Origin of the sequence: Boudabousia tangfeifanii (assembly GCF_001856685.1) — a bacterium.
Classification (GTDB): domain Bacteria; phylum Actinomycetota; class Actinomycetes; order Actinomycetales; family Actinomycetaceae; genus Boudabousia; species Boudabousia tangfeifanii.
In genome coordinates this window covers 761177-785158 of sequence record NZ_CP017812.1, presented here as the reverse complement: position 1 = coordinate 785158, position 23982 = coordinate 761177, and the positions used below count along the sequence as shown (strand labels likewise).

Sequence of the window (23982 nt, the reverse complement as noted above, 5' to 3'; positions counted from 1 at the left end):
ATGTTTTTACCTAGTTCTGAGTAACTTTACGAGATTGCAAAACTTGGTCAATCAAGCCGTACTCAAGGGCCTGTTGCGCAGTCAAAATCTTATCGCGATCGATGTCCTTTCGGACCTGTTCAACCGGACGACCTGAATGCGAGGCCAAGGTGTTTTCTAACCAGTCGCGCATCCGATCCATCTCGTTTGCCAGAATTTCAATATCGGTTGCTTGGCCCTGCATACCCTCCATGGCTGGCTGGTGAATCAAGACGCGCGCATTGGGCAGAGCCAAACGTTTTCCTGGAGCACCAGCGGCAAGCAAAACTGCGGCAGCTGAAGCAGCTTGACCCAAGCAAACAGTTTGAATTTCTGGACGAATGTACATCATCGTGTCATAGATAGCAGTTAGAGCAGTAAACGATCCCCCTGGGGAGTTGATATACATGGTGATCATGGCATCAGGATCCTGAGATTCCAAAACCAATAACTGCGCCATAATATCGTCAGCAGATGCGTCATCTACTTGCACGCCGAGGAAGACGATACGATCTTCAAAGAGTTTGGCATATGGGTCTTGGCGTTTGATGCCATAAGCAGTTCGTTCTTCAAACTGAGGCAAAACATAACGGGCTTCAATCCCAGGCTGCGAATACATTTGAGGCATACGGTTTAGCATTTATTTCTTCTTTCTATCGCTAGCTCAGGAAACTCCGCCGCCACCAGAAACGGCTGCAGCATGGTCAACCACATGATCAATAAAGCCATATTCAAGGGCTTCTTGAGCAGTGAACCAACGATCACGATCAGAATCCGCCAAAATTTGTTCAACGGTCTTGCCGGTACGTTCCGCAGTAATCTCTGCTAAATGACGTTTCATCTGCATGATCAGGTCAGCATTAATGCGAATATCAGCAGCGGTACCGCCTGCACCACCCGATGGTTGGTGCATCAAAATCCGCGTGTTAGGAGTAGCATATCGTTTTCCTGGGGCACCTGAAGTTAGGAGATGCTGTCCCATCGAGGCAGCCATACCAATAGCTACAGTCGCCACATCGGGCTTGATAAACTGCATAGTGTCATAGATAGCCATGCCCGCGGTGACGGAGCCACCTGGGCTATTAATGTATAAATAGATGTCACGGTCCGGATCTTCGGCAGCCAAGAGCATCAATTGCGCACAAATAAGATTTGCGTTCTCGTCGCGAACAGCATCTGTCAACCAGATAATGCGTTCCTTCATCAACTGTGAGAATACATGCTGGCTCATGCCAAGTTGGGCTGCGGTATCCGCTCCCATGGTGATGTTGTGCTCCACTAGTTTAGCCTCCAAGCTATTAGACTCAATGTCAACAAAATAATGTAAATTCGCTAGTTTTGCTAGGAATTTCGCGGTTTTTCGCTACTGGCGCAGATGTGATCGAGGGCGCCCAGACTAGCTGGACGCCCTCGAAAAATTAGCTATTTAGTAGCTAAGATTCACTTTTCTTCCGTAGCCTTGGCAGCAGTCTTCTTAGCTGCTGGCTTCTTGGCGGCGGTGGTCTTCTTAGCAGGAGCCTTCTTAGCAGCAGGCTTCTTCTCTTCGCCAGTTTCCGCATCCTTCTTAGCCGCAGTCTTCTTAGCTGCTGGCTTCTTGGCGGCGGTGGTCTTCTTAGCAGGAGCCTTCTTAGCAGCAGGCTTCTTCTCTTCGTCAGCTTCCGCATCCTTCTTAGCCGCAGTCTTCTTAGCTGCTGGCTTCTTGGCGGCGGTGGTCTTCTTAGCAGGAGCCTTCTTAGCAGCAGGCTTCTTCTCTTCGTCAGCCGCTTCCTGACCAGCTTTAGCTTCCTCCAAGAATTCGCTCATATCAACTGGGTTACCCTCAGAGTCCTTGACGGTAACCTTGGCCAACATCAAAGCAACAGCCTTGGTGCGAGCAAGTTCAAGGTTCATCATCTGGATCTGGTTACGATCGCTCATTAGCTGCATTGGATCTAGACCGTAAGCACGGGAAGCCTGAACGAGGAAGTCAACGAGTTCTTCCTGGCTAACAACTGGCTTGGTTTCGGTCACGACGCGATCAAGCAGGATATCGTTGCGCAAGGACTTTTCAATGTTTTCCTTAGCTTCAGCAAGAGCCTTCTTGTCAGCATCTTCACCCACGCGAGCCTTAGCTTCCTTTTCTACCAATTCAGCAGGCAAAGGTAGCTCAACGAGTTCGTTGAGCTTCTCGACTAGCTTTTCGCGAGCAGCAACAGCCTGTTCGGCGCGCTTCTGTTCAAGAATCTGGTTCTTTAGGTCTTCCTTGAGTTCTTCGACAGTGTCGAATTCGGAAGCTAGCTGCACGAAGTCTTCGTCAACCTTCGGTAGCTCACGTTCCTTAACGGAGCGAACGGTAACGTTGATTTCACCTTCTTCACCGGCATGGTCGCCACCGGCAAGTGTCGCACTAAAGGTGGAATCTTCGTCAACCTGTAGGCCGATAAGAGCATCGTCAATGCCGTCGATCATGGTGCCAGAGCCAACTTCATAGGAGACGCCAGCCATTTCATCGATCTTTTCATCGTTAACCTTAGCAACAAGGTCAATCGAAACGAAGTCACCATTCTTAACAGCACGCTCAACGTTCTTCAAGGTGCCGAAACGAGCACGAAGCTGATCTAGTTCACGATCAAGGTCTTCGTCGGTAGCTTCAACTTGATCAACAACAAGTTCCACACCGTCTAGCTCTGGAAGTTCAAATACTGGTACGCGGAAAACCTCGGCAGTAAATTTTAGTTCGCCTTCAAATTTGCCGGTTGGGGCTGGGATACCATCAACTGAAATCTCAGGCTGTGCAAGCGGCATAATTTCATTGCTTTCGAGAGCTTCCTGGTAGAAGCCGCCAAGCGAGTTGTTAATCGCAGTTTCGATTACATGAATACGACCGATACGCTGGTCGATGATACGTGGGGGCACTTTACCCTTACGGAAGCCTGGGACGTTGACCTGCGAGGCAACCTCTTTGTAAGCAGCCTTCATCGGCTGGTCGAGTTCTTCGGCAGGGACAACAACGGTCATCTTGACCTTAGTTGGATCAAGCTCTTCAACTGTGCTTTTCACAGGGATTACTCCAATTTACAATAGTCGGTATAGGCAATGCGCCTAATAATACGAAATAATCCTAAAGCATTTAGACTCCACTTTCCTGACCGAGGGCGGGTGGAAACCCCCACAGCGAAATTTATGTGTTGGTGTATTCTAGACTTCTAAGTAAAAGGAAATAGGTATGAGTAATTCAAAATGGTCTGGCTTATTCTCTGATATGCCACTCAAAGGTTGGATTTTCCTAACTTTAGCGATGATTTCTTTTTTCGTTAACGTGGGAATCTATCATTCCCTGAAAGATCAACCGCCAGGACAAGAAATCTCACTTTTCACCCTAAGTGTTTATTTCATTTCGATTGTTTTAGCGTTCGTTTTTTTGATTATTTTTACCTATATTGCTTGGCGCGTTGGTGAGGATCGACGCAAAGTCATCGATCAAAAAATGGCCGAGAAATACAACAAGAAATACATGGATTGAGGTTCACATGTCTACTTTCACTTCCCAGGCGGGCATTTCCGCATTTGGTACTACTTCTCATTCTTACTTGGAATTTGACCTTACTGAACAGGGACTAGAAAACCAAGAAGAAGCTATTGACTTGGCCCTTGACGCAGTAGCTGCCTCAATGCAGACCGGAACCGCTGTAATGACAGTCATCGGTTTCCGCCCCGAGTTTTGGGCCAGTAGTGACTACCCTGCGATTCAAAAACTTGAGGGTTTTAACCGTCCAGTAGTTGGACTCGATGGTTTTTCTATGCCAGCAACTCAACATGACCTAGTTCTATGGATTCATGGCGGTGCCATGGACGCTGTGTTTAATGCCGGCGCAGACCTTACGCAGGCTATCTCGCAATACTTCAAGTTAGAAAACGCTGACAGCGGCTGGGTATATCAGCACAATCGCGATCTAACCGGTTTTGTTGATGGCACCGAAAACCCTTCACCCTTGGAGATCCCCGAGGTAATCCAAGACGAAACCACCGGCGGCTCTGTCTTGTTACTACAGAAATGGCCACACGAGGGCGATAAATGGCTAGCTTTGTCCACCGAGGAACAGGAAGCTGTAATCGGTCGCACCAAAGACACCGACGTTGAGCTTGAAGATCGTCCGGTTTCTTCTCACGTAGCGCGAAACGACCAAGAAGACCTAGGCGATATTTTGCGTCGCAATACTGCATTCGGCGATGTCGCAACTCACGGCACGATGTTTGTTGGAATCGCGGCCAAACGGGAAACTATGCAAGTAATGCTCGACCGCATGGCAGGTAAAGATGGCGTCCGTGACGCATTGACATTCTTCTCACATGCAGACACCGGAGCATACTATTACCTTCCCCCTCAAAATATTCTGCTCGACCATCTTCCCGAAGAAGAGGAAGACTGAGATTTTAGCATGAGCTTCATTAACTCGAATTTAGATTTAATCTCTACTCAAATGCGCCTAGGCACAGGCAGACTAGGAGATTCCGGAAGTTTCCCACGCCTCGTCGAGAGTGGCCTGCTTGAGAAACTCGAAAATAAAGGGTTCTCGTTAACTTGCCACGAGGTTAATACCCCACCTGTAACCGAGTCTGAAATTTATGCCTCGCACGATCATTTAAAGTATTTGGCCCCTATCATGGAGGTCGATAAGGCTCTCGAACAAGAAGTTTACAGCTCATTGCAGAAAGGACATTTACCTTTCACAATTGGTGGCGACCATGCACTAGCCATTGGAACGCTCTCAGGATTGCTTAACTACTGTCAAGAAAACAACGAAAAGCCTTTCGTTGTATGGTTTGACGCGCACACCGATATCAACACTGCAAAGGGTACGCTCTCGGGTAATGTTCATGGTATTCCTTTAGCTGTAGCGATTGGCTACGATCAGGATATTTTTCCAAGCTTTTACCAAAAAGAACAATATCTCGACCCCTCAGCTCTGCATTATGTAGGGATTCGTTCCGTGGACGATTTCGAACAAAATGTAGTTGAACAGCACAGCATTCCAAACCACCCTATGTCTGCGCTAAAACAACTGGGAGATGAGTGGCCAAAAGTAGTTGTGGAACAAATCGTCACAGAGTTCGAAAAGAGCAAAGCAACTAGACTTCACTTAAGTTTTGACTTAGACGGTGTGGATCCTAGCTTTGCTCCTTCCGTCTTTACCGATGTTCCTGATGGGGTGCCACTCCCCCAGGCCTTAGAGTTTGTAACTCGATTAAAGGAAGCTTTGCCATTAAAATCTGGTGATTTTGTAGAGTTCGACCCAGGCCTTGACGACAATAACAACACCGGATTAAAGGCAGCGTTGGCGGTCTTAGACACGATCCTCGATTAGCTGTTGTAGTTTAAGCCAGCCAACACTTAAGTTTTCAATTACCTTCTGGGGGTGCATAGCTACTACTGTGCACCCCCAGAAGGCTATATAAACGCACAAATACCCCTCTGAAAACCCACACGTCCTCGATCCGAAAAGATGTGAGCATTCAAAACTTCACAGCTCACTCCAAAAGCATTTTCTTAAACGGGAAAGTTGTTTACCTTTAACGACGAGCCTTTGTTTTTCGTACCGCATACATATGAACTACTAACTATAAAAAAGGGCTCAGTTTCCTTGAAGGAAACTGAACCCTTTAGCTCGAGCGGGCGACGGGAATCGAACCCGCGTAATCTGCTTGGAAGGCAGAGGCTTTACCATTAAGCTACGCCCGCGCTTTCCTCTATGGAGGAAAACAACAGGTTAAATATTAAACCAGAGTCCGCTCTTGGGGCAACTCTAAAATAAAAACGGCTAAATTTCGCGGTTCACCCCCATAAATCTAGTAACCTACCACACATTTCTGTTTTCAAGATGCGCCCACCCAAAAAGTCACGTATAGTTATATCTCGGCTCAGGCAAGTCTTGAGTTTCGGGCTGTAGCGCAGCTTGGTAGCGCGCCTGCTTTGGGAGCAGGATGTCGCAGGTTCAAATCCTGTCAGCCCGACCATTTATTTGGCCCCTCGGGGCACCATGTAGCCTTCAATTTTAGGTTGGTGACAACATGTCAATACCCCGAGCTGATGTAGTTAGCACATCTCCTCATTCAAAACCTCTCTACCGACTTGAGATCCAAGGGCTTCGCGCCATCTGCATGATCCAAGTGCTCTTGTACCACGCATGGCATATTGGCTCTCCCATCGGGGTTGATGCCTTCATTATGATTTCGGCATATCTTTTGACAAACTCAATTGTCAAAAGAAATGAAAAGGGGAAACGTCAAAGCATCCTCAACCGTTGGGCACAACTCTTTAAACGCTTACTCCCCCCGCTAGTCGTCACTGTTATTTTGACAGTTGCTTTTTCGATCGCCTTCTTGCCACCAATTCGTTGGCCTCAGATCATTAAAGAAGCTTTTGCCTCAATTCTTTATTTTCAAAACTGGCTACTTGCATGGCAGTCCGTGGATTACTATGCCGTTGATTCTTCGCGCATTAGCCCACTTTTGCATTTGTGGTCGATGTCTATGCAGGGTCAAGTCTTCATTTTGTGGCCTCTGATTCTGATACTTTTAGGTCGTTTTTGCCAACGAAAGCAGTTAAACCATCGATTAGTTGCGGCTATCACGATGGGCGGAATCTTCGCCCTATCCTTTACATGGATGATGATAAACCGCTACCCGCAGCCAGCTAACATTTACTTTGACACGCGTTCTAGACTTTGGGAATTCGCCCTCGGATCGCTAATTGCTATCCTAACTCCTCGATTAAAGCTCTCCCCTATCTTGCGAGTTGTAGCCACTTGGCTCGGTCTTGGCACCCTCATTCTTTTCAGCCTAGTGTCAATCGGTCGTTACCCTGGACATGCAGCACTATTTCCTATGTTGGCAACTGCTTCGATCCTAGCAGGCACCTCTGAGATTCCTTCAAGAAGTGGTAATCGTACGATTACGAAATACTCCGTCAAACGTTTTCTCTCTATCCGGCCTTTAGTAGCCCTTGGGGATATCTCCTATGCGCTATATCTGATTCACTGGCCAATCATGGCAATCTATCTTGGTACAACCAACAAGGAACACCTATCTCTCACCGAAGGGATCACCATCCTTGTTATCTCAGTTGCACTGGCTCTTTTGACTACAAATACACTCGATACACCGCTTCGATACTGGTCTTGGGCTAATGCTAATCTCCGAAATAAAGTCATCGTTGTAGTAGTTTCTCTTGCTACCGGTCTACTTGGAGTCTTTGGTTTAAACCAGGTGACCGAGCGCAAGCTATCTGATCTAAACGCACAGTCTGAAGGTCTTAAGAACCACCCAGGCGCCCAAGCAATTTACGACGGCATAGTCGCAGGTGAAATTTCAGAACCGCCAATTCCAACTCCCCTGCAAGTCGCCGAGGGAAAGAAGTGGTTCAGCCTACCTGATAAGTGTGCCGGTTTCGGTCCAACCTATTCTGGTATTCAAGATCAATGCTTCATGCTTCCATTCGACCCTAGTCGACCAACGGTAATGCTGGTGGGTAGCTCCCACACGCAACAGTTTGCTCCTGCAGTCATCCAAGCACTAAAGAACCACAACAAGAACGTGATTCTTGCGTACAAGGGTGGATGTAAATATGAACCGGTTAAAGGGACCGAGGAAGAATATTGCCAAGTATGGCAAAAAGAAGTTCATCAGTTTATTCTTCGTATCAAACCTGAAGCAGTAATCACGAAGAGTACAGCTACCCGCAGCGGTGAGGTAGAAGTTGCTCGCGACTCTTTCTACCCTTATGCCAAGGATCTTACAGACCACGGCATCAAGCTTATCGGTTTTAGGGACACTCCTAGATTCCCATACAACATGTATGATTGTTCGAACTCATGGGATCCTCAAAACAAAGATCATCCAGTACCTATCGGTGGATGTTTCGTTGAAAGATCGAAGATATACGCAGACCAGATTCCGCTTGGAAAACTAGCTGAATTGCCAAACTTTAAGTCGCTCGATTTAAGTGACCTACAATGCCCAGGCAAGATTTGCCCTGGCATCATTGGTAACTCATTCGTTTACTTCGACGAACAGCATCTAACTATCCATTACGCTGAATCAATGGGAAAGATTGCCCAAGAACGTTTGGAGCAGATCGCACCAGATATCTTCCCGAAAAACTAACAACTAACTGTTCTTCGTTGGTAAGGCCCACTCTTGTTTCGAACAAAAGTGGGCCTTTAAACATCAAACTTCAACATAAAAATAGATACAAAAAGAGGCCCGCATGAGCGAGCCTCTTTTTCGAAGTCCAAATTTCAGTCTTCGACCTCAACCAAACCGGTCTTGTATGCCTTTGTTAGGCGACGCGGAATCGCAACCTCGCGGCCATCAACGCGGACATTAACCAGCTCAGTTAGCTGGGCCTTCCACTGGGACCGGCGAGAGCGGGTGTTGCTGCGGGACATTTTACGCTTTGGTACTGCCATGAGCCCTGCCGCTCCTTCCTTTGAATCGATAGTTAAAAAGTTACCAACGAATACTGTGCCACTTTATGAGGAAAAAATCCAGCCAAAAGCCCAATTTTTACCTGTGACATCAATCGCTAGGCAACTTGAATATTCTACCATAGCTAAAAACGAGTTGCCATAAATACGTTTTCACCTTATTCGCATAAGCATCGGTCATTTTATCGGCTCCCCAAAAAGTTTTCGGTATGCCAAATATCGCCCTTTTTGTCACACTAGTGATTATGCTAATTCTTCCTGCCAAAAAGCTAATCCGAAACGAGATTGAGGTTAAACGCTCAAGATTTATCACTTCAATGCTTAGGACTGAAACGGAAGACGATGCCCGTGATTTCATCGATTCAATTCGCAAAGAGTTTCCTGATGCACGGCACCACTGCACCGCATTTGTAATCCACGGTGATCCTAATAATATTCTTAGATCCAACGACGATGGCGAACCAAGCCAAACCGCTGGAAAGCCCATGTTGGAGGTCCTAGTAGGCCACGAACTAGTGAATGTCACCGCAGTTTGTACCCGATATTTTGGTGGCACTCTGCTGGGAACCGGTGGTCTAGTTCGCGCTTACGGCGATAGCGTAAGTAAAGCGATCGAACTTGCGCCACTTTTTCAACTCAAAAAGCTATCTTGTTTCTTACTCGAAGCGCATATTTCCTTAGCAGGTCAATTAGAGTCACAACTGCGCAGTCACGAGATCATCGAGGTGATTGACACCGAATACACCAGCCGATCCATCACTCTTAAGCTGGCATGTCCCCCTTCAGAAGAAACTCTTCTAGAACCATTTATTGCTAACCTCACCAAAGGTGCATATCAACTACAAAAGATTGGTGTTAAATATCAAGAAGTAAAGCGATGAATCTTCACCTCATCACCTAACTAGTTATCAAACTTTAGATAAAAATGGGGCCGAGGAAGATATCTTCTTCGGCCCCAAAATGTTCTCGTCTATTTCACTTCGAATTCAGAAATCTGTTCAATACGACGAATGTGTCGTTCATCTTCACTAAAAGGTTCTGATAAGAAGGCGTCAATAATTTCGACTGCTGCTTCCCAAGTATGCATTCGCCCGCCAATGCCCATCAAGTTGGCATTATTATGCTCTCGAGCAAGTTTGGCAGTCTCAACCGACCAGGCCAAGGCACAACGAGCACCCTTAACCTTATTGGCGGCAATTTGCTCACCATTACCTGAGCCACCAATAACAATCCCTAGACTTCCAGGATCTGCAACTACTCCCTGAGCAGCGGCAATACAAAAAGCCGGATAATCGTCCAACGGCTCATAAGAATGTGCCCCATGGTCGACGACTTCATGTCCTTGATCTCGAAGATAATCTGCGAGACGATTCTTTAACTCAAAACCAGCATGGTCAGTTCCTAGATGAATTCTCATACCTCAATTGTGCCTTACTTTAGTCCTACATGTAAGATTAACGGCATGAAAAATACAACTTTAAACTTTAATTCACCATTGCTTTCGGGAGGGGACGCGAGTATTCGCCCGCAAGATGACCTCTTCGGAGCAGTTAATGGCCAGTGGCTGGAAACTTTTGAAATCCCCTCAGATCGTCCAATGCATGGTGCCTTCTATGATCTCTTTGATCAGTCGGAAGAGAATGTAAACCAAATCATCAAAGAATGTGCAGAGGGCAAGATTGAGGATGCTGATGCTGAAAAGATCAGCCTCATCTACAATTCCTTCCTCGACGAAAAGACTATTGAAGAACGTGGCATTTCCGATTTGCTGCCCCTTTATGAAGCAGTCAACCAAACTGAATCTCACGAAGAGTTTGGGTACCTGCTCGGTGTTGAAACTCGTCATGGGTCCGGCAACCTTTTTGGTTTCTACGTTGAAAACAACTCAAACGATCCCGGTACCTACCACCCTTATTTCCACCAAGGTGGTCTTTCACTACCAGACGAGTCCTTCTATCATGATGAAACGCAGGCTGGTACTCGAGAAGCTTACCTAGAATACCTTACTAAGTTCCTCCCTCTAGCCGGTGTGGTTTCCGAGGCCGAGGCTGAAAAAGCCGCCAAGACCATTCTCGAATTTGAAACTTCGATTGCTGATCTTCATTGGGATCGTGTCCGTGCTCGAGACATTTCACAGACCAATAACCAAATGACATGGGATGAACTGGTTGCTAGCGCCTCTGATTTCCCATGGGAACAATGGGTAAAAGGCCTCGATCTGCCAGCTGAACAACTAGCCAAGCTAGTTGTTCGCCAGCCCGACTTTTTCTCTGGATTGGCTAAGCTATACGCAAAGACAGAGCTATCCACTCTTCAGCTATGGCTACGTTGGAAAATCGCGAAGTCTAACTCTCGACTTTTAACTAGTGAACTAGTACTTGCCGACTTTGATTTCTGGAGCAAGCAGCTAACTGGAGCTCAAGAACTACGCGCCCGCTGGAAGCGAGGAGTTAGCCTTGTGCAAGATATGATCGGCCAAGGGCTAGGCCGACTATATGTGGCTCGACACTTCCCACCTGCGAATAAAGCCAAAATGGAAGTTCTAGTTGAAAATCTCACCGAAGCATATCGCCAATCAATCCAGACCCTTGACTGGATGGGAGCAGAAACCCGCGAAGAAGCATTGGATAAGCTTGCAAAATTCAATCCAAAGATCGGTTACCCCAATAGCTGGCGTGACTACAGCAGCTTAAAGCTAGCTGATAAATCATTAGTAGAAATGGCACGTGAAAGCGCCCGCTTTGAAACTGACTTTGAGCTCAGAAGAATTGGCGACCCGATTAATCCAGATGAATGGCATATGGATCCACAGGAAGTTAATGCCTACTACAATCCGGTAAACAATGAGATTGTCTTCCCTGCTGCTATCCTACAGCCTCCCTTCTTCGATCCAGAAGCAGCGGATGCCATTAACTATGCTGGTATCGGCGCGGTTATTGGTCACGAAATTGGCCACGGATTCGATGATCAGGGCAGCAAATATGACGGTAAAGGCGCACTACGCGACTGGTGGACAGCTGAAGACCGTGCAGAGTTTGAAAAGCGTACTAAGAAGCTCATTGATCAATACAACCAGTTCTCACCTCGTAATCTCTCTGATGAATACAAGGTCAATGGCGAATTTACTATTGGTGAGAATATCGGCGATCTCGGCGGCTTAGCTATTGCTTGGAAGGCTTGGCTACTTTCGCTCAAGGATCGAGGAATCGAAAAATGGGAAGATGCTCCTGAAGTTGATGGTATCGCCGCAGCCCAAGCATTCTTTGTCTCATGGGGTCTAATTTGGCGTACCAAAGCACGTGAAGAGATCGCTAAGCATCTACTTACCATCGATCCCCATTCGCCTGGAGAATTCCGTTGCAACGGTATCGTCTCGAACCTCGATTCCTTCTACGAAGTATTCGGAGTAACTAAAGACGACAAGCTCTGGTTAGATCCAGAAGATCGCGTGACCATCTGGTGACATAATTATTTTGTTGGGGTCAAAGTTTTCGCTTTGGCCCCAACAATTTTTGTAGTGAGAAAATCCGCTTTTATCGCTAAACTAGAGGGACAACTTGGGATCTCAAAGGGGTGATACAGTTGAAGCACGATCAAGTTCGCGAGCATCTTCGCGCGCTCATCGAATCAGGTTTGCAAGTCGGGGCACCGTTGCCCTCTGAACGTGAACTCTGCAAACAATTCGGTGTATCAAGAATGACCGTGCGCCAAGCTACGGATGCATTAGTTAACGAAGGCCTCCTAGAACGCGTACAGGGACGGGGCACTTTTGTGTCCAGACCACATATTGACCTGCAGTTACGACTCTCATCTTTTGCTGAAGAAATGAGCAAACGAGGACTCTCGCCCTCGGCCCGCTATCTACAAGCAGAAGAGACTGAAGCAGACCCGGTGGTGGCAACTGCTCTCGAAACAAGTATCGGAGTACCGGTCTACCATTTTCGCCGAGTACGTTACGGCAGCGGCATGCCTATTTCGATCCAGGAAGACTGGATGCCAGCAAAACTGGCTCCAGGATTGCTAACAGAAGGCATGCCCGCAAGTCTCTATGCCACCTTAAAACAACACGGTATGCCGCCTCAATGGGGTGAAGACACCATCACCACAAAGCTAATTACAGACGAGGAAGCAGAGCTCCTAGAACAAACCCCACCGCAGGCCGGTCTTTACGTTACTAGGCGGACTTTCAGCGGGGAAACCGCCGTACTGTGCTCCAAAACGCTATACCGTCACGACCGTTACTCACTATGGGTCCCAGTTTCATCCCCCAGCCCTACCATGTCGGGCCAGCAGCTCCCCAACACGAGGAGGAAATGATGACCAACATCGACTTACTAATCTCCGGATTAGGTGGACCAGAAAATATTGTCGAGATAGAACCATGCATCACTCGACTAAGAATTGAAGTCCACAGCACTGAAAAAATTGACTCCAAACAGTTACGTGCCTCGGGGTGTCACGGCTTAATGCAGCATGGCGTCGGCATCCAAATCGTAGTAGGTCCACACGCGGAACTAATTGCTGAACAGATATCTCAAGAAATCTGGTCGGCAGATGATGAAAAAACAGAAATTATCTGATACCTTTAACACATGCACTGGTCTAGTCCACTTGGGCACCAGAGCTCGCTAAAAAGAACCATCCGTAAACGCGGATTCATTTTCGAAGGAGAAAACATGAGCCAGGCAGAAAGCATTTTGGAAGCACTAGGTGGCTGGGACAATATCGAAGACCTCGAACCTTGCATCACCCGCCTACGTGTCGAACTATCTGACGATTCCCTAGTCAACGAAGCTGCTCTCAAGGCAGCAGGCGCCTTCGGTGTCGTTCACGTTGGTAACGCCATCCAGGTTGTGGTTGGCCCTAACGCTGACACCATCGCAGAAGACATGGAGGACCTACGTTGAGCACTACCTTTAACGCTCCCCTGAGCGGCAAGGTAGTAGCACTCAGCGAAGTTCCCGACCCAGTATTCTCTGGCGAGATCGTAGGTCCAGGCGTGGCAATCATTCCCGATGCTGAAGGGGATGTCACCACCGTCAGCCCTACGGATGGAAAGATTATGAAAATCCATCCTCACGCTTTTGTACTACTCACCTCCGACAAAAAGGGCGTGCTAGTACACCTTGGCCTCGATACCGTTACTCTCGAAGGAGCGGGATTCACTCTCCATCAAGAGAATAAGACCGAGGTCAAGGCCGGAGACGACATGATTACTTGGAACCCTTCCGAGATTGAAAAGGGCGGTCGTAATCCGATCGTCCCCGTGATCGCAATGGAAGCTACCAAGGACAACCTCGAAGTATTGGTTCCCCTTGGCTCGGTAGTAGCTGCGGGTGACCCGATCCTACGAGTCAACTAAGCAAGCATAAAAATGTTGGGGAACCCATTAAGGGTTCCCCAACATTTTTATCTCTGTTAACAAATAGACTACATAACTTCACCAAGATGGCGAAGAGCATGAGCACATTTGACGTCAGCCACCATCTTTTCTAGGAAGATAGTCTGCCCTTGCTCATCGCCCAAAGGCACGCACCAATTCGGATACTCCATAAAGGTTCCTGGTTGATTTTGCGGACGCTTCTCCCCAACCGCATCCACTAATGACATAGCAGTCAAAAGTGACGGAGTGCGCGCCATAAACTCATTTAGTCGATCAATCATTTCAGCATTAGAAACCTGTTGACCATCAGGTAAAATACCCAACTCAGCAAGCTTTTGACGCATCAAGTTAATCTCTTTAGCGTCTTCCGCCAAAACAGTTTTAACGTCCTCGGCCAGCAAACCCAGTTTCTCACGAAGTAAGGTGTGGACACCTTCAAGGTAGCCAGCGGTCGGCGGCAAATCATGCGTATTAAGAGTTGCCAAAACATTCTTTCGATACTGATCTGGGTAAAGGAAATCCCCAGTATGATCACGCTCGAACCAGAACACCGAGGTGCCTAGTACTCCACGAGCTGCCAAATAATCACGAACCCATGGTTCAACAGTGCCAAGATCTTCACCAATGACTAATACCTGAGCTCGGGCAGCCTCCAAAAGCAGGATGCCAAGCATTGCTTCATGGTCATACTTAACATAAGTTCCCTCAGAAGGAGACATTCCCGAAGGAATCCACCAAAGTCGAAAGAGCCCAAGAATATGGTCAATGCGAACGCCACCGGCATGCGCCATAACTTTTGCTAACATCTTGCGGAAAGGCTCGTATCCGTTTGCTTCAAGAGCTGTTGGCGACCAAGGTGGTTGGGACCAATTTTGCCCATGTTGGTTATACATGTCAGGTGGTGCACCGACCGCCATACCTGACGCAAAATTCTGCGGGTGTGACCAAAGATCAGCACCAAAAGGATGTACCCCAACAGCCAAATCGTGGATAATGCCAATGCTCATTCCTGCTTCTCGAGACATTTCTTGTGCTCGATCTAGCTGCTCATCCATTACCCATTGAAGCCATTTAAAGAACGTCACTCTAGGCGCCAATTGTCGAATCGCTTCGTTGGATAGTTCTTCCCATGTTGGCAAAGGCCCTGTTGCTCCGGTAGCACGAGCTTGTTCGTAGAGAGCAGACCAAGTAGCAAACTTTTCTAGATCTTCCCCACCGAGCTGACAGAAGCGTTGGAAACTTGCCTCTCGTGCATAAGTTCGCGGCAGCGCGAAGATTTTCTCTAACGCTTGTAGTTTCAAATCCCAAGATCGATCACGATCAATCTCCGTGATACCAGCAGCAATCTCTGATGACGCTTGTGCCGCTAGGTCAGAGAGTAACCTAAAGTCAGATTTCGCCAAAGAAATCGATTCTTCAATCAATTCAGGACGAATATATTGAGGATTAATCCATCGACGGGTCACCGGTAAGTAAGGAGAGTTAGAGACTGGCGGAACCGGTTCTGCCGCATGTAAAGGATTAATTAGTAGGAAGTCAGCACCTTGATTAGCTGTCCACGACGCGAGATCAGCTAAGTCAGAGGCATCTCCAATTCCCCAGCTGCCTTTAGACATGACCGAATATAGTTGGGCGGCTACGCCCCACCGGCGCTGATGACCTACTAATCCTTGAGGATCGATTTGGCTCGGAACGACAAAAAGATGCGCTTTATGCCAGCTGCCATCCTCGTGATCTGAAACTAATGTGTGATATCCCAACGGTAGATTAGATGGCAAATCAAAGGTCGCGCGGCCAATCAACTGGCCATCAATTTCCTGTGGCTCAACAAAAACGTCTGCCTGAGAAAGCTCCCAGCGGCCGCCTTCTTCCAAGTCCAGATGCGCCCAAACGCGAGTCCCATGCGGCACATGTATCGCCAAACGACTAGGTTCGCCATGTCGAATTACTGTGGTTGGTGGAAGCACTTGACGCCATGCACGTAACTCTGCGTCTTTAAGCAGTTTCTCCAGCTCGGCGATAGTAGGCTCGGCAGGTAACGTAATCCCAAGGGCTGTCAGAACCGCAATAATGGTTTGGTCGCTCACTCCTTGGTAGTTCCCATGGTAATCCCAAAAATGAGTACTTACCCCATACTTATCCGCCAGCTGGCGCAGCAAATAGGTGGCTTCTTCCCCCCAGGGCTGTGCAGGCATTACTTCTCCTTACCGTTTAGGCTTCGCCCTTTATTATACTTGTCTGGCATGGTACGGCTCAGTGAGTTGGCTTAATTATTGCTCACAAGATTTGAAATGACCGGTAATATGGTCGATGTGAATACTTCTGAGCATGTCCTTAAAGTACCGCAAACTGATCAAGAACCATTATCTGGAGTTTTGCGGGCCATTAACCTGACCAAGTTTTCCCCTCTCTCATACAAAGGAGAGAGCTTGCCCCAGCTCTTTGCTCATATCTACGGAGGACAGTTATTGTCTCAAGGGATTGTGGCTGCGGCGCATACCGTGGATCCAGAAGTCCAAGATCATTTACATTCAATCCACACGACATTTATGCGGGCAGGCGATCCGAGCAAGCCGGTTGATTTTAAGATTAATGAACTTCGCACAGGTCGTTCATTCATCACGAGAATGGCTATTGCTAGTCAGGATGACCGGCAATTAATGACTCAAAACGCCTCATTCCAGCGCCCACAGGAAGGACCATCTCATACTAGTTCGAGTCCCGAAGTGCTCGCTCCAGAAAGCTTGTCTTCAAATCTCGATGTTTTTAGATTGGTAGATAATCCTGTAGGAAAATTTTTAGGTAGAACAAGTGTTTTTGATATCAGACATGCGAACGGACATGTCTACACAAAATCTGCACGTGATCCTCATGCACCCCATTTGGTTTGGTTTAAACCTAGGATTGAAATACCTATTGAGAGCCAACAGATAATACATAAAGCATTATTAGCATACGTGATTGACCAATTGATGATGGAACCACTACTAAGAAGATCTGGGCTCTGTTGGATGTCCGATGGATTAGCCCTAGCTTCCTTAGACCACGCAATGTGGTTCCATCGCAGTATCAATATTAATGAGTGGCATTTATTTGTTGGTAACTCACCCTTTGCGGGAGGCGCTAGAGGTATTTCCGAGGCAAAGGTCTATGACCAAACAGGTAATCTCGTAAGCTCAATGACGCAAGAAGCTATGATTCGTTTAGCCACAGAAGATGCCGGTCGCTGGGCATTTGATGGCAGAGGTTTAAAACAATAAATATTTGGGGGGAAAGCAAATCTCGCTTTCCCCCCAAATATATTGATCTAGTCTCGGGTCAACTTACGGTGAGTTACTCGATGTGGACGAGCCGCTTCAACTCCTAGTCGTTCGACCTTATTCTTCTCATAGGCTTCGAAGTTACCTTCGAACCAGTGCCAAGCTGCCGGATTTTCATCGGTACCTTCGTAGGCCAGAATATGGGTAGCAACGCGATCTAGGAACCAGCGATCGTGTGTAATAACCACAGCACAACCAGGGAAATCAAGCAACGCGTTTTCAAGTGAACCTAAAGTTTCCACGTCGAGGTCGTTGGTAGGTTCGTCAAGTAGCAAGAGGTTACCCCCCTGCTTTAGGGTTAACGCTAGGTTTAGTCGGTTTCGTTCACCGCCTGATAGAACACCTGCCGGCTTTTGCTGGTCAGGACCTTTAAAACCAAAGGCAGAAACGTAGGCACGCGAAGGCATTTCGACATTACCTACTTTAATGAAGTCTAGACCGTCAGAAACAACTTCCCAAACATTCTTTTCTGGATCAATGCCAGCACGAGTTTGGTCAACATATGAAATCTTGACCGTATCGCCAATCGTTAGCTCACCGTCATCAAGAGGTTCTAAACCAACTAGAGTCTTAAACAAGGTAGTCTTACCAACACCATTAGGGCCGATAATACCCACGATACCGTTTCGGGGAAGAGAGAAGGTGAGGTCTTCGATGAGTACTCTGTCGCCAAATCCCTTTCGAAGATTCTTTGCTTCCAGGACTACCGTTCCTAGACGCGGACCGGGTGGAATCTGGATTTCTTCAAAGTCAAGTTTACGTGTCCGCTCAGCCTCGGCAGCCATTTCCTCGTATCGAGCCAGACGAGCCTTACTCTTTGCCTGACGACCCTTTGCATTTGATCGAACCCACTCGAGTTCTTCCTTCAGGCGCTTAGCAAGTTTAGCGTCCTTCTTACCTTGTACCTGTAAACGAGCTTCTTTTTTCTCTAGGTAGGTAGAATAGTTGCCCTCATATGGGTAAAGACGTCCACGGTCAACTTCAGCAATCCATTCAGCGACGTGGTCCAAGAAGTAGCGGTCGTGGGTTACCGCGATGACAGCGCCTGGATAGCTCTCGAGGTGCTGTTCTAGCCAAAGTACGGATTCTGCATCCAGATGGTTTGTCGGTTCGTCTAGCAACAACAAATCGGGCTGTTCCAAAAGGAGCTTACAGAGCGCAACACGGCGCCGTTCACCGCCGGAAAGTACTTTTACATCTGCGTCCGGCGGAGGGCAACGTAGCGCATCCATTGCTTGTTCAAGACGCGATTCAAGCTCCCAACCATTTGCAGCTTCGATCTCGTCTTGCAAGGTTCCCATTTCAGCCATCAGCGCGTCAAAATCCGCATCAGGTTCGCACATCAAAGCCGAGATTTCGTTATAACGATCTAGCTTTTGTTTAAGTTCTGCTACGCCCTCTTCAACATTCCCAAGAACAGTCTTTTCCTCGTTCAAAGGAGGTTCCTGCATGAGAATTCCGACCGAATAGCCAGGGGTTAGTCGTGCTTCACCGTTTGAAGGCTGGTCTAAACCAGCCATGATCTTTAGGATTGACGATTTACCGGCACCGTTGGGGCCAACCATGCCGATCTTAGCACCAGGCAAGAATGCCATGGTAACGTCATCAAGAATGACCTTGTCGCCATGTGCCTTGCGGGCACGGACCATTGAATAGATGTACTCAGCCACGATTCTCCAAAATATTTAGCGGGCAAATTCTCTTATATTCTAGTGCCTTTTTATCTCTTATGGCGACCCACTTAGTAGAATCATTATGTTGGGTTGGAGACTGTTTTCAGTTCTCCAACCCAACATAACCTTAGAAGGGAGCCTCATCCCCATTTAGTGATGGCTCCTCTAGACTGCCTTTTTCCTCCTGTTTATCAGAATTTAAGGCTCCCTGTGGATCCTCGATACTAATATTTCCCTCATAGTTCGATGAATTAAAGGGACTCGAATTAATCTCACCTAGTTTTTCAGCTTGGGCACGCGTCAGTTCTTGGATAGAAGCAGTCTTCAAAGCCGTACATCTTGCCAAGTCTAATCCAGCGCTTGAAGCTGTGACAACCAGCGCCGAACGCTCTTGTCCATCGGAGTTTGTCCAGCTTTCCAAAGCAGACCGACCCATAACTACAACCGGGTCTCCTTTTTTCAAAGAAGCAAAAACGTTCTGCGCTAGACTCCCCCAAGCCTTCACTGTCATCCATTGGGTTTCACGTTGTTTCCATTCACCTTGCGCATCTCGATAGCTTTCAGTTACTGCAAGCCGAAATCTTACCCCTGGGCTCCGCCCTTCTTCTTTTACGCTAAACATTTCTGGAGAACTGCCCAAATGCCCACGTACAAAGGTAGTCATACTAGTCATTTCATTTCCTTTCACTTAGTTTTCTTTTTGCTTCCGGCTGCAGCCAAAGTCAATGCTCCCAAAGCTGCCAAAGAAAGCGATAGTGCTGCATAGCCCAAAGGACTAGAACCGGTATTAGCAAGTTGTGGCTGAGAAAGGGTTGCATTTTTCTGATCCGGATTAGTTTTGGGTTCGGATACCTTTTCCGTTTTAACTTCACGTGATAGAGCACTAGAAGAATCAGGCTCCTCATTTGCTTTTTCTGGAGTAAAAACAGTTTGTTGCTTTTCGACAGTGCTATTTTGTGGCTCAATAGACTGCGCCGACACAACTTCAGAAAGCTTAGGGTTCGGTGGCGTTTCAACTGTCTTTACAGCTCGAGGAGGTCGCTGCTTCTTAGACTTTTTCTGCGATTTAGCCGGGATCTGCTCAATCGTCCCATTCTCAGGTGTATTATCTTCGCACCTCACACTATGCTCTGGTGTTCCGGTAACCAACTCGACTGTTTCAGACTTAGGAACCACCTTCACCTTAGGTACCGGCTTAGGAACCACCTTCACCTTAGGCGCCGGCTTAGGAACCACCTTCACCTTAGGTACCGGCTTAGGAACCACCTTCACCTTAGGCGCCGGCTTAGGAACCACCTTCACCTTAGGTACCGGCTTAGGAACCACCTTCACCTTAGGCGCCGGCTTAGGAACCACCTTCACCTTAGGCGCCGGCTTAGGAACCACCTTCACCTTAGGCGCCGGCTTAGGAACCACCTTCACCTTAGGCGCCGGCTTAGGAACCACCTTCACCTTAGGCGCCGGCTTAGGAACCACCTTCACCTTAGGCGCCGGCTTAGGAACCACCTTCACCTTAGGCGCCGGCTTAGGAACCACCTTCACCTTAGGCGCCGGCTTAGGAACCACCTTCACCTTAGGCGCCGGCTTAGGAACCACCTTCACCTTAGGCGCCGGCTTAGGAACCACCTTCACCTTAGGCGCCGGCTTAGGAACCACCTTCACCTTAGGCGCCGGCTTCCGATGTTTTTGTTCAACAAATACTGTTTGTGTTGGTTCTCCAAGGTTCTCTCTAACCTCAAGTCGAATTGCATTTTGGGCATCGCCTTGATTTTGGTGTTCTGGTCTGATTGCCCAAACCCAGGTGTAGTAACCATTGGCATCTTTTAGCGATTTCTTGACCTTCAGTATCCCGGTTCGCCCATCTTTCGTCTGAACGACTGGATGGGTAACAAAAACCGCCTCTGCGTTAGCTGGTACGACTTGTGCCGTTGCTGGACGGGACTGTCCTGTGTGATAGAGTGCTCCATCAAGTCTTATAGGTAAGAACTTGCCATCTCGTCCACGTGGCCAGTTACCGCTGGCCACAGTGACTCGAACTTCGTCATGGAATACCACCGACTGTTTCTCGTCATTGGTGGTGCTGGCTTTCGTTCTAATCTTTGGCACAAAGGCTTTCCTTTGATCTCTCTTGCTAGCTTTGAAGCGTATAGTCGATTTACCGATTCCAGCGGTAACCAGGTCCTGTGCTTGAGGGTGTTGCAAAATTCTGAAGGTGGTAGGAGGAAGTTCTCGCACTTCTACAGCCAGCTTCACAAGTGAACCGCGATCACTATTAATTTGAACTTTCATAGGGCTTGACTTTGAAACCAACTGAGTCGTAGTTTTCCCATTGGGAAAAGTTGCCCCTTCCAAGGTTAGGTTGATCGGTAAGCCAGGCAAAAATTTACCGGTTCTTCCTTTAACTCCAAGTCCGGTGATACTTTGTAAATGGTCAGTATTGAGCAAGGCACTTACCTTCCAAGGCCCAGACCACATATTTGCGTCAGCTAGCATTTTTCGGGAAAGTTTTCCGCCGTCAACCGGTTTTCCCATCCCGCGAAAATGGCCAGCAGTCAATAAATCTGCAGCTGCGTAAACTAATGATTCGGCTGCTAAACCACCTTTTCTTGCAGTGCTCTGCTGACGAAAAAGCAAAGTTGAAAGTTGCCAAGACTTATCACTTTTAACAACCGCAGTTCGGCGTACAGCTCCTTTATCTGTAACCCGATTTCTTGGCGCAGTCTTTCCGGCATTAATAACAACCTGTTGGAAGTCGATTTTTCCGTTATGACTCTTCCAATATTTAAAACCACCTTGGTAGTCTCCAGAGCAAATCGCAACTGTTCCGTCAGCTGCCACATAAGCATTGAGATATTGGCTAGGTGATCCAACCACTTTAGTCCATTTGGTGTTACCCGCCGATGCCCACAATGGAGTCGATAGGAAAACGCCAAGGACTAAACCAAATGTCAACAAGACTGTTATTAAAGCCTTGCGATTGATTCTTGTATGCATTTTTTCCCCTCACTTTGAGAAAGATTCGGACAAGAAAATGCTGTCAAGATTTCTAGTTCGAAAAACTCAATCAGAGAAAGGGTTGAGGAAAAATACAAGTGTGGAAAAGTCAGGGCTCCAAACATACGCTGGAGCCCTATCTTGGCGCCCCCAGTAGGACTCGAACCCACGACACGCGGGGTAGAAACCCGCTGCTCTATCCGCTGAGCTATGGAGGCTTTATAACTCAGTTATGATACAACGATTTCTCACAATAATCACTCCACACATCGTTAAGCCCGCAAACGAGAGTAAATTCGTTAAGCTAATAACATGACTAATAAGAAGAAATTGACCGACGCTTTGGTCTGGATCGACTGTGAGATGACCGGACTTGATCTTGAACACGATGCATTAATTGAAGTTGCTGTGATCATCACTGACAAGAATCTAAATCCTGTCGACGACGGGCTGGACATCTTGATTCCACCGTCGAATGAAGCTTTGGAACAAATGAACGACTTCGTGCGTAATATGCATACTGTATCTGGCCTGCTCACTGATCTTGCCAATACATCCACCACAATGGCCGAAGCAAATCGGCAGATAATGGACTATCTCAAGTCATATCTAGAACCAGGAAAAGCACTACTTGCCGGTAACTCAGTTGGCATGGATAAAGCATTCCTTTCCCGAGATCTACCTGAAGTGATTGATTTTCTACACTATCGTCTAATTGATGTTTCATCCATCAAAGAATTAGCTCGTCGTTGGTACCCAAAGGCCTACTACCATTCCCCAGATAAGACTGGTGGGCATCGAGCACTCGGAGATATTAAAGATTCCATTATGGAACTAGATTATTATCGTAGAGCACTCTTCCCGAAAGACGAAGGTCCAACTTCTGAAGAACTAACTGAGGCAGCCAAAGCGGCTCGAACTGAAATCTTCTCATGATATGAAAAAAGCGGATCCAATCGGATCCGCTTTTTTCATGGGGTGACCGACGGGGCTTGAACCCGCGACCTTCTGGACCACAACCAGATGCTCTACCTACTGAGCTACGATCACCATTGTTGCTTTGCAACGAGCAGTAACTATATCAAACTCGACTGAAAAGCAAAACTCAAAACTGACACAAATGGGTCTAGGTGCGAAAAGTCACACCTAGACCATGGTCAGAATGTTTTTACCAGAAAGCTCGCTGTGAAATCGCATCAACAAAGTTTGTTAATGCATCCTCACTAGACCGAAGATATAGCGAGGCGTCAACTAGCGAAACTTCCATGACGTAATAGCCCCCGCCATTCCGACGGACGAGATCGATTCGATTGAATAAGAACAGTTGATCATGTCCCAAGCGCTCTTTAACATAGCCATGAAGCACTGCACGGATTTCTTCACCCCAGCCCCATTCTTCTGCGGTGGCTTCCCGAACAGTTGTAACTTCTTCAACTGGAGTTTCTAATGCATGTGGCCCATTAATCGAAGAATGCAACATAGGCTTCTTCTCAACGACATGGGAAATCAAACCATTAACGTAGATCAAGGAAATTTCACCGTGGGTGTCAATTTCCTCAAGGTAACGCTGCACCATAACAGTGCGACCTTGTTCTAAGAGCTCAACGGCATGCATGATCGCTTCTTGACGAGAGCTCGCCGAGTTCGCAGTGTAGCGACCAGCATCTCGCCCTCCAGACGAAACAGCTGGCTTAACTACAAAGTCTCCCAGTGCCGGGAAGCGGGAGTGAATCTTGTGTTTAGTAAGATTCTGTTCAGGTTCTAGCCAAGTCGTAGGAATCGTAGACAAGCCACGTAACGCTAGCTCTTGTAGATAATGCTTGTCAGTATTCCAGTCCAAAATATCAGGATGATTTAATACTCGACGCTGGCTGTGTGCCCATGCGAGAAACTCATCACGACGCTGAGCATAATCATCGACTGACCGAATCACAATCATCGAGCCAGCCGACCAGTCAACCGTCGGATCATCCCAAACGGCGATGCGTGGATCCATGCCCCGTTCCTTAAGAGCAGGTACCAAAATGGCACTATCTTCGTCCAACGAAGGATAGTTAGCTGAAGTTACTAGATATACGATTGGCTTACTCACGGACTTACCGTACCGCATTTTTATCTCAAGTGTGAAC

Annotated in this window: 22 protein-coding genes and 4 tRNA genes; 13 read left to right on the top strand and 13 right to left on the bottom strand. The window is 47.5% G+C overall.

The genetic code is table 11. The annotated features are described in order from the left end of the window. Positions 1-10: 10 nt before the first annotated feature. From BK816_RS03145 to tig, 3 genes are all read right to left on the bottom strand, one after another. Positions 11-658, bottom strand: coding sequence for an ATP-dependent Clp protease proteolytic subunit (locus BK816_RS03145; protein ID WP_156981980.1), 648 nt, complete (start codon positions 656-658; stop codon positions 11-13). A 24-nt stretch (positions 659-682) separates the two neighbouring features. Then, on the bottom strand, positions 683-1279 hold the full coding sequence (locus tag BK816_RS03140; protein ID WP_071164906.1) for an ATP-dependent Clp protease proteolytic subunit: 597 nt from the start codon (positions 1277-1279) through the stop codon (positions 683-685). A gap of 179 nt (positions 1280-1458) precedes the next feature. Continuing rightward, positions 1459-3057 (bottom strand): trigger factor, encoded by a 1599-nt coding sequence (gene tig, locus BK816_RS03135; RefSeq protein ID WP_071163876.1) that lies wholly within the window; start codon positions 3055-3057, stop codon positions 1459-1461. A gap of 166 nt (positions 3058-3223) precedes the next feature. Here tig and BK816_RS03130 point away from each other — a divergent pair, with 166 nt between their 5' ends. From BK816_RS03130 to BK816_RS03120, 3 genes are read left to right on the top strand one after another with little or no spacing between them, the layout of a single operon-like run. Next, positions 3224-3520 (top strand): hypothetical protein, encoded by a 297-nt coding sequence (locus BK816_RS03130; RefSeq protein ID WP_071163875.1) that lies wholly within the window; start codon positions 3224-3226, stop codon positions 3518-3520. Positions 3521-3527: 7 nt separating this feature from the next. After that, positions 3528-4427: a Dyp-type peroxidase gene (locus BK816_RS03125; RefSeq protein WP_071163874.1), complete on the top strand. Its 900-nt coding sequence runs from the start codon at positions 3528-3530 to the stop codon at positions 4425-4427. A gap of 9 nt (positions 4428-4436) precedes the next feature. Further along, positions 4437-5363 (top strand): arginase family protein, encoded by a 927-nt coding sequence (locus tag BK816_RS03120; RefSeq protein WP_071163873.1) that lies wholly within the window; start codon positions 4437-4439, stop codon positions 5361-5363. A 303-nt stretch (positions 5364-5666) separates the two neighbouring features. On the opposite strand, the gene BK816_RS03115 is transcribed toward BK816_RS03120, so the two are convergent. Beyond that, positions 5667-5737: transfer RNA gene (locus tag BK816_RS03115), tRNA-Gly, on the bottom strand. Positions 5738-5935: 198 nt separating this feature from the next. Here BK816_RS03115 and BK816_RS03110 point away from each other — a divergent pair. Beyond that, a tRNA-Pro gene (locus tag BK816_RS03110) sits at positions 5936-6012 on the top strand. A 54-nt stretch (positions 6013-6066) separates the two neighbouring features. Next, positions 6067-8160, top strand: a complete 2094-nt coding sequence (locus tag BK816_RS03105; protein ID WP_083379031.1) for an acyltransferase family protein — start codon at positions 6067-6069, stop codon at positions 8158-8160. 134 nt (positions 8161-8294) lie between these two features. Here the strand turns inward: BK816_RS03105 and rpmF are convergent, their stop codons facing one another. Continuing rightward, complete coding sequence (gene rpmF / locus BK816_RS03100; RefSeq protein WP_071163871.1) at positions 8295-8465, bottom strand: 50S ribosomal protein L32; 171 nt, start codon at positions 8463-8465, stop codon at positions 8295-8297. 227 nt (positions 8466-8692) lie between these two features. Here rpmF and BK816_RS03095 point away from each other — a divergent pair, with 227 nt between their 5' ends. Further along, a complete protein-coding gene (locus BK816_RS03095; RefSeq protein ID WP_204377203.1) occupies positions 8693-9364 on the top strand; it encodes a YigZ family protein in 672 nt (223 codons plus the stop codon). A gap of 89 nt (positions 9365-9453) precedes the next feature. On the opposite strand, the gene BK816_RS03090 is transcribed toward BK816_RS03095, so the two are convergent. Further along, positions 9454-9900, bottom strand: coding sequence for a ribose-5-phosphate isomerase (locus tag BK816_RS03090; protein WP_071163870.1), 447 nt, complete (start codon positions 9898-9900; stop codon positions 9454-9456). A 45-nt stretch (positions 9901-9945) separates the two neighbouring features. On the opposite strand from BK816_RS03090, the gene BK816_RS03085 reads away from it, so the two are divergent. From BK816_RS03085 to BK816_RS03065, 5 genes are all read left to right on the top strand, one after another. Next, positions 9946-11946, top strand: a complete 2001-nt coding sequence (locus BK816_RS03085) for a M13 family metallopeptidase (RefSeq protein WP_071163869.1) — start codon at positions 9946-9948, stop codon at positions 11944-11946. Between the two features lie 119 nt (positions 11947-12065). After that, positions 12066-12800: a GntR family transcriptional regulator gene (locus BK816_RS03080; RefSeq protein ID WP_418214807.1), complete on the top strand. Its 735-nt coding sequence runs from the start codon at positions 12066-12068 to the stop codon at positions 12798-12800. Next, positions 12797-13063: a PTS sugar transporter subunit IIB gene (locus BK816_RS03075; RefSeq protein ID WP_071163867.1), complete on the top strand. Its 267-nt coding sequence runs from the start codon at positions 12797-12799 to the stop codon at positions 13061-13063. The genes BK816_RS03080 and BK816_RS03075 overlap by 4 nt, the downstream gene beginning before the upstream one ends. Positions 13064-13159: 96 nt before the next feature. Then, the gene (locus tag BK816_RS03070; RefSeq protein WP_071163866.1) at positions 13160-13390 is read left to right on the top strand and encodes a PTS sugar transporter subunit IIB; all 231 of its coding nucleotides are present in this window, start codon (positions 13160-13162) and stop codon (positions 13388-13390) included. After that, complete coding sequence (locus BK816_RS03065) at positions 13387-13845, top strand: PTS sugar transporter subunit IIA (RefSeq protein WP_071163865.1); 459 nt, start codon at positions 13387-13389, stop codon at positions 13843-13845. The genes BK816_RS03070 and BK816_RS03065 overlap by 4 nt, the downstream gene beginning before the upstream one ends. 68 nt (positions 13846-13913) lie before the next feature. On the opposite strand, the gene malQ is transcribed toward BK816_RS03065, so the two are convergent. Then, a complete protein-coding gene (gene malQ / locus BK816_RS03060; RefSeq protein WP_071163864.1) occupies positions 13914-16061 on the bottom strand; it encodes a 4-alpha-glucanotransferase in 2148 nt (715 codons plus the stop codon). Positions 16062-16157: 96 nt separating this feature from the next. Between malQ and BK816_RS03055 the strand changes: the two genes are divergently transcribed. Then, complete coding sequence (locus BK816_RS03055; RefSeq protein ID WP_083379029.1) at positions 16158-17126, top strand: acyl-CoA thioesterase; 969 nt, start codon at positions 16158-16160, stop codon at positions 17124-17126. A gap of 47 nt (positions 17127-17173) precedes the next feature. Here BK816_RS03055 and ettA read toward each other — a convergent pair whose 3' ends face one another. The 4 genes from ettA to BK816_RS03030 form a co-directional block, all read right to left on the bottom strand. Continuing rightward, positions 17174-18856, bottom strand: coding sequence for an energy-dependent translational throttle protein EttA (gene ettA / locus BK816_RS03050; RefSeq protein ID WP_071163863.1), 1683 nt, complete (start codon positions 18854-18856; stop codon positions 17174-17176). 130 nt (positions 18857-18986) lie between these two features. Continuing rightward, positions 18987-19532 (bottom strand): single-stranded DNA-binding protein, encoded by a 546-nt coding sequence (locus BK816_RS03045; protein ID WP_071163862.1) that lies wholly within the window; start codon positions 19530-19532, stop codon positions 18987-18989. Positions 19533-19543: 11 nt separating this feature from the next. Beyond that, complete coding sequence (locus BK816_RS09290; protein ID WP_156981979.1) at positions 19544-20965, bottom strand: hypothetical protein; 1422 nt, start codon at positions 20963-20965, stop codon at positions 19544-19546. Positions 20966-21995: 1030 nt separating this feature from the next. Then, positions 21996-22071 (bottom strand) — tRNA-Arg (locus BK816_RS03030). Positions 22072-22165: 94 nt separating this feature from the next. Here BK816_RS03030 and orn point away from each other — a divergent pair. Beyond that, positions 22166-22789 (top strand): oligoribonuclease, encoded by a 624-nt coding sequence (orn, locus tag BK816_RS03025; protein WP_071163859.1) that lies wholly within the window; start codon positions 22166-22168, stop codon positions 22787-22789. A gap of 38 nt (positions 22790-22827) precedes the next feature. On the opposite strand, the gene BK816_RS03020 is transcribed toward orn, so the two are convergent. Together BK816_RS03020 and BK816_RS03015 are read right to left on the bottom strand one after the other, a co-directional pair. Beyond that, positions 22828-22903 (bottom strand) — tRNA-His (locus tag BK816_RS03020). A 118-nt stretch (positions 22904-23021) separates the two neighbouring features. Then, positions 23022-23963: an ATP-grasp domain-containing protein gene (locus BK816_RS03015; protein WP_071163858.1), complete on the bottom strand. Its 942-nt coding sequence runs from the start codon at positions 23961-23963 to the stop codon at positions 23022-23024. Positions 23964-23982: the final 19 nt, after the last annotated feature.

Excerpts from the sequence above, each read along its gene's own strand:
- BK816_RS03145 (WP_156981980.1), bottom strand. The coding sequence starts at position 658 with ATGCTAAACCGTATGCCTCAAATGTATTCGCAGCCTGGGATTGAAGCC.
- BK816_RS03140 (WP_071164906.1), bottom strand. The coding sequence starts at position 1,279 with ATGGGAGCGGATACCGCAGCCCAACTTGGCATGAGCCAGCATGTATTC.
- BK816_RS03130 (WP_071163875.1), top strand. The coding sequence starts at position 3,224 with ATGAGTAATTCAAAATGGTCTGGCTTATTCTCTGATATGCCACTCAAA.
- BK816_RS03125 (WP_071163874.1), top strand. The coding sequence starts at position 3,528 with ATGTCTACTTTCACTTCCCAGGCGGGCATTTCCGCATTTGGTACTACT.
- BK816_RS03120 (WP_071163873.1), top strand. The coding sequence starts at position 4,437 with ATGAGCTTCATTAACTCGAATTTAGATTTAATCTCTACTCAAATGCGC.
- BK816_RS03105 (WP_083379031.1), top strand. The coding sequence starts at position 6,067 with ATGTCAATACCCCGAGCTGATGTAGTTAGCACATCTCCTCATTCAAAA.
- rpmF (WP_071163871.1), bottom strand. The coding sequence starts at position 8,465 with ATGGCAGTACCAAAGCGTAAAATGTCCCGCAGCAACACCCGCTCTCGC.
- BK816_RS03095 (WP_204377203.1), top strand. The coding sequence starts at position 8,693 with ATGCCAAATATCGCCCTTTTTGTCACACTAGTGATTATGCTAATTCTT.
- BK816_RS03090 (WP_071163870.1), bottom strand. The coding sequence starts at position 9,900 with ATGAGAATTCATCTAGGAACTGACCATGCTGGTTTTGAGTTAAAGAAT.
- BK816_RS03085 (WP_071163869.1), top strand. The coding sequence starts at position 9,946 with ATGAAAAATACAACTTTAAACTTTAATTCACCATTGCTTTCGGGAGGG.
- BK816_RS03075 (WP_071163867.1), top strand. The coding sequence starts at position 12,797 with ATGATGACCAACATCGACTTACTAATCTCCGGATTAGGTGGACCAGAA.
- BK816_RS03070 (WP_071163866.1), top strand. The coding sequence starts at position 13,160 with ATGAGCCAGGCAGAAAGCATTTTGGAAGCACTAGGTGGCTGGGACAAT.
- malQ (WP_071163864.1), bottom strand. The coding sequence starts at position 16,061 with ATGCCTGCACAGCCCTGGGGGGAAGAAGCCACCTATTTGCTGCGCCAG.
- BK816_RS03055 (WP_083379029.1), top strand. The coding sequence starts at position 16,158 with ATGACCGGTAATATGGTCGATGTGAATACTTCTGAGCATGTCCTTAAA.
- BK816_RS03045 (WP_071163862.1), bottom strand. The coding sequence starts at position 19,532 with ATGACTAGTATGACTACCTTTGTACGTGGGCATTTGGGCAGTTCTCCA.
- orn (WP_071163859.1), top strand. The coding sequence starts at position 22,166 with ATGACTAATAAGAAGAAATTGACCGACGCTTTGGTCTGGATCGACTGT.
- BK816_RS03015 (WP_071163858.1), bottom strand. The coding sequence starts at position 23,963 with ATGCGGTACGGTAAGTCCGTGAGTAAGCCAATCGTATATCTAGTAACT.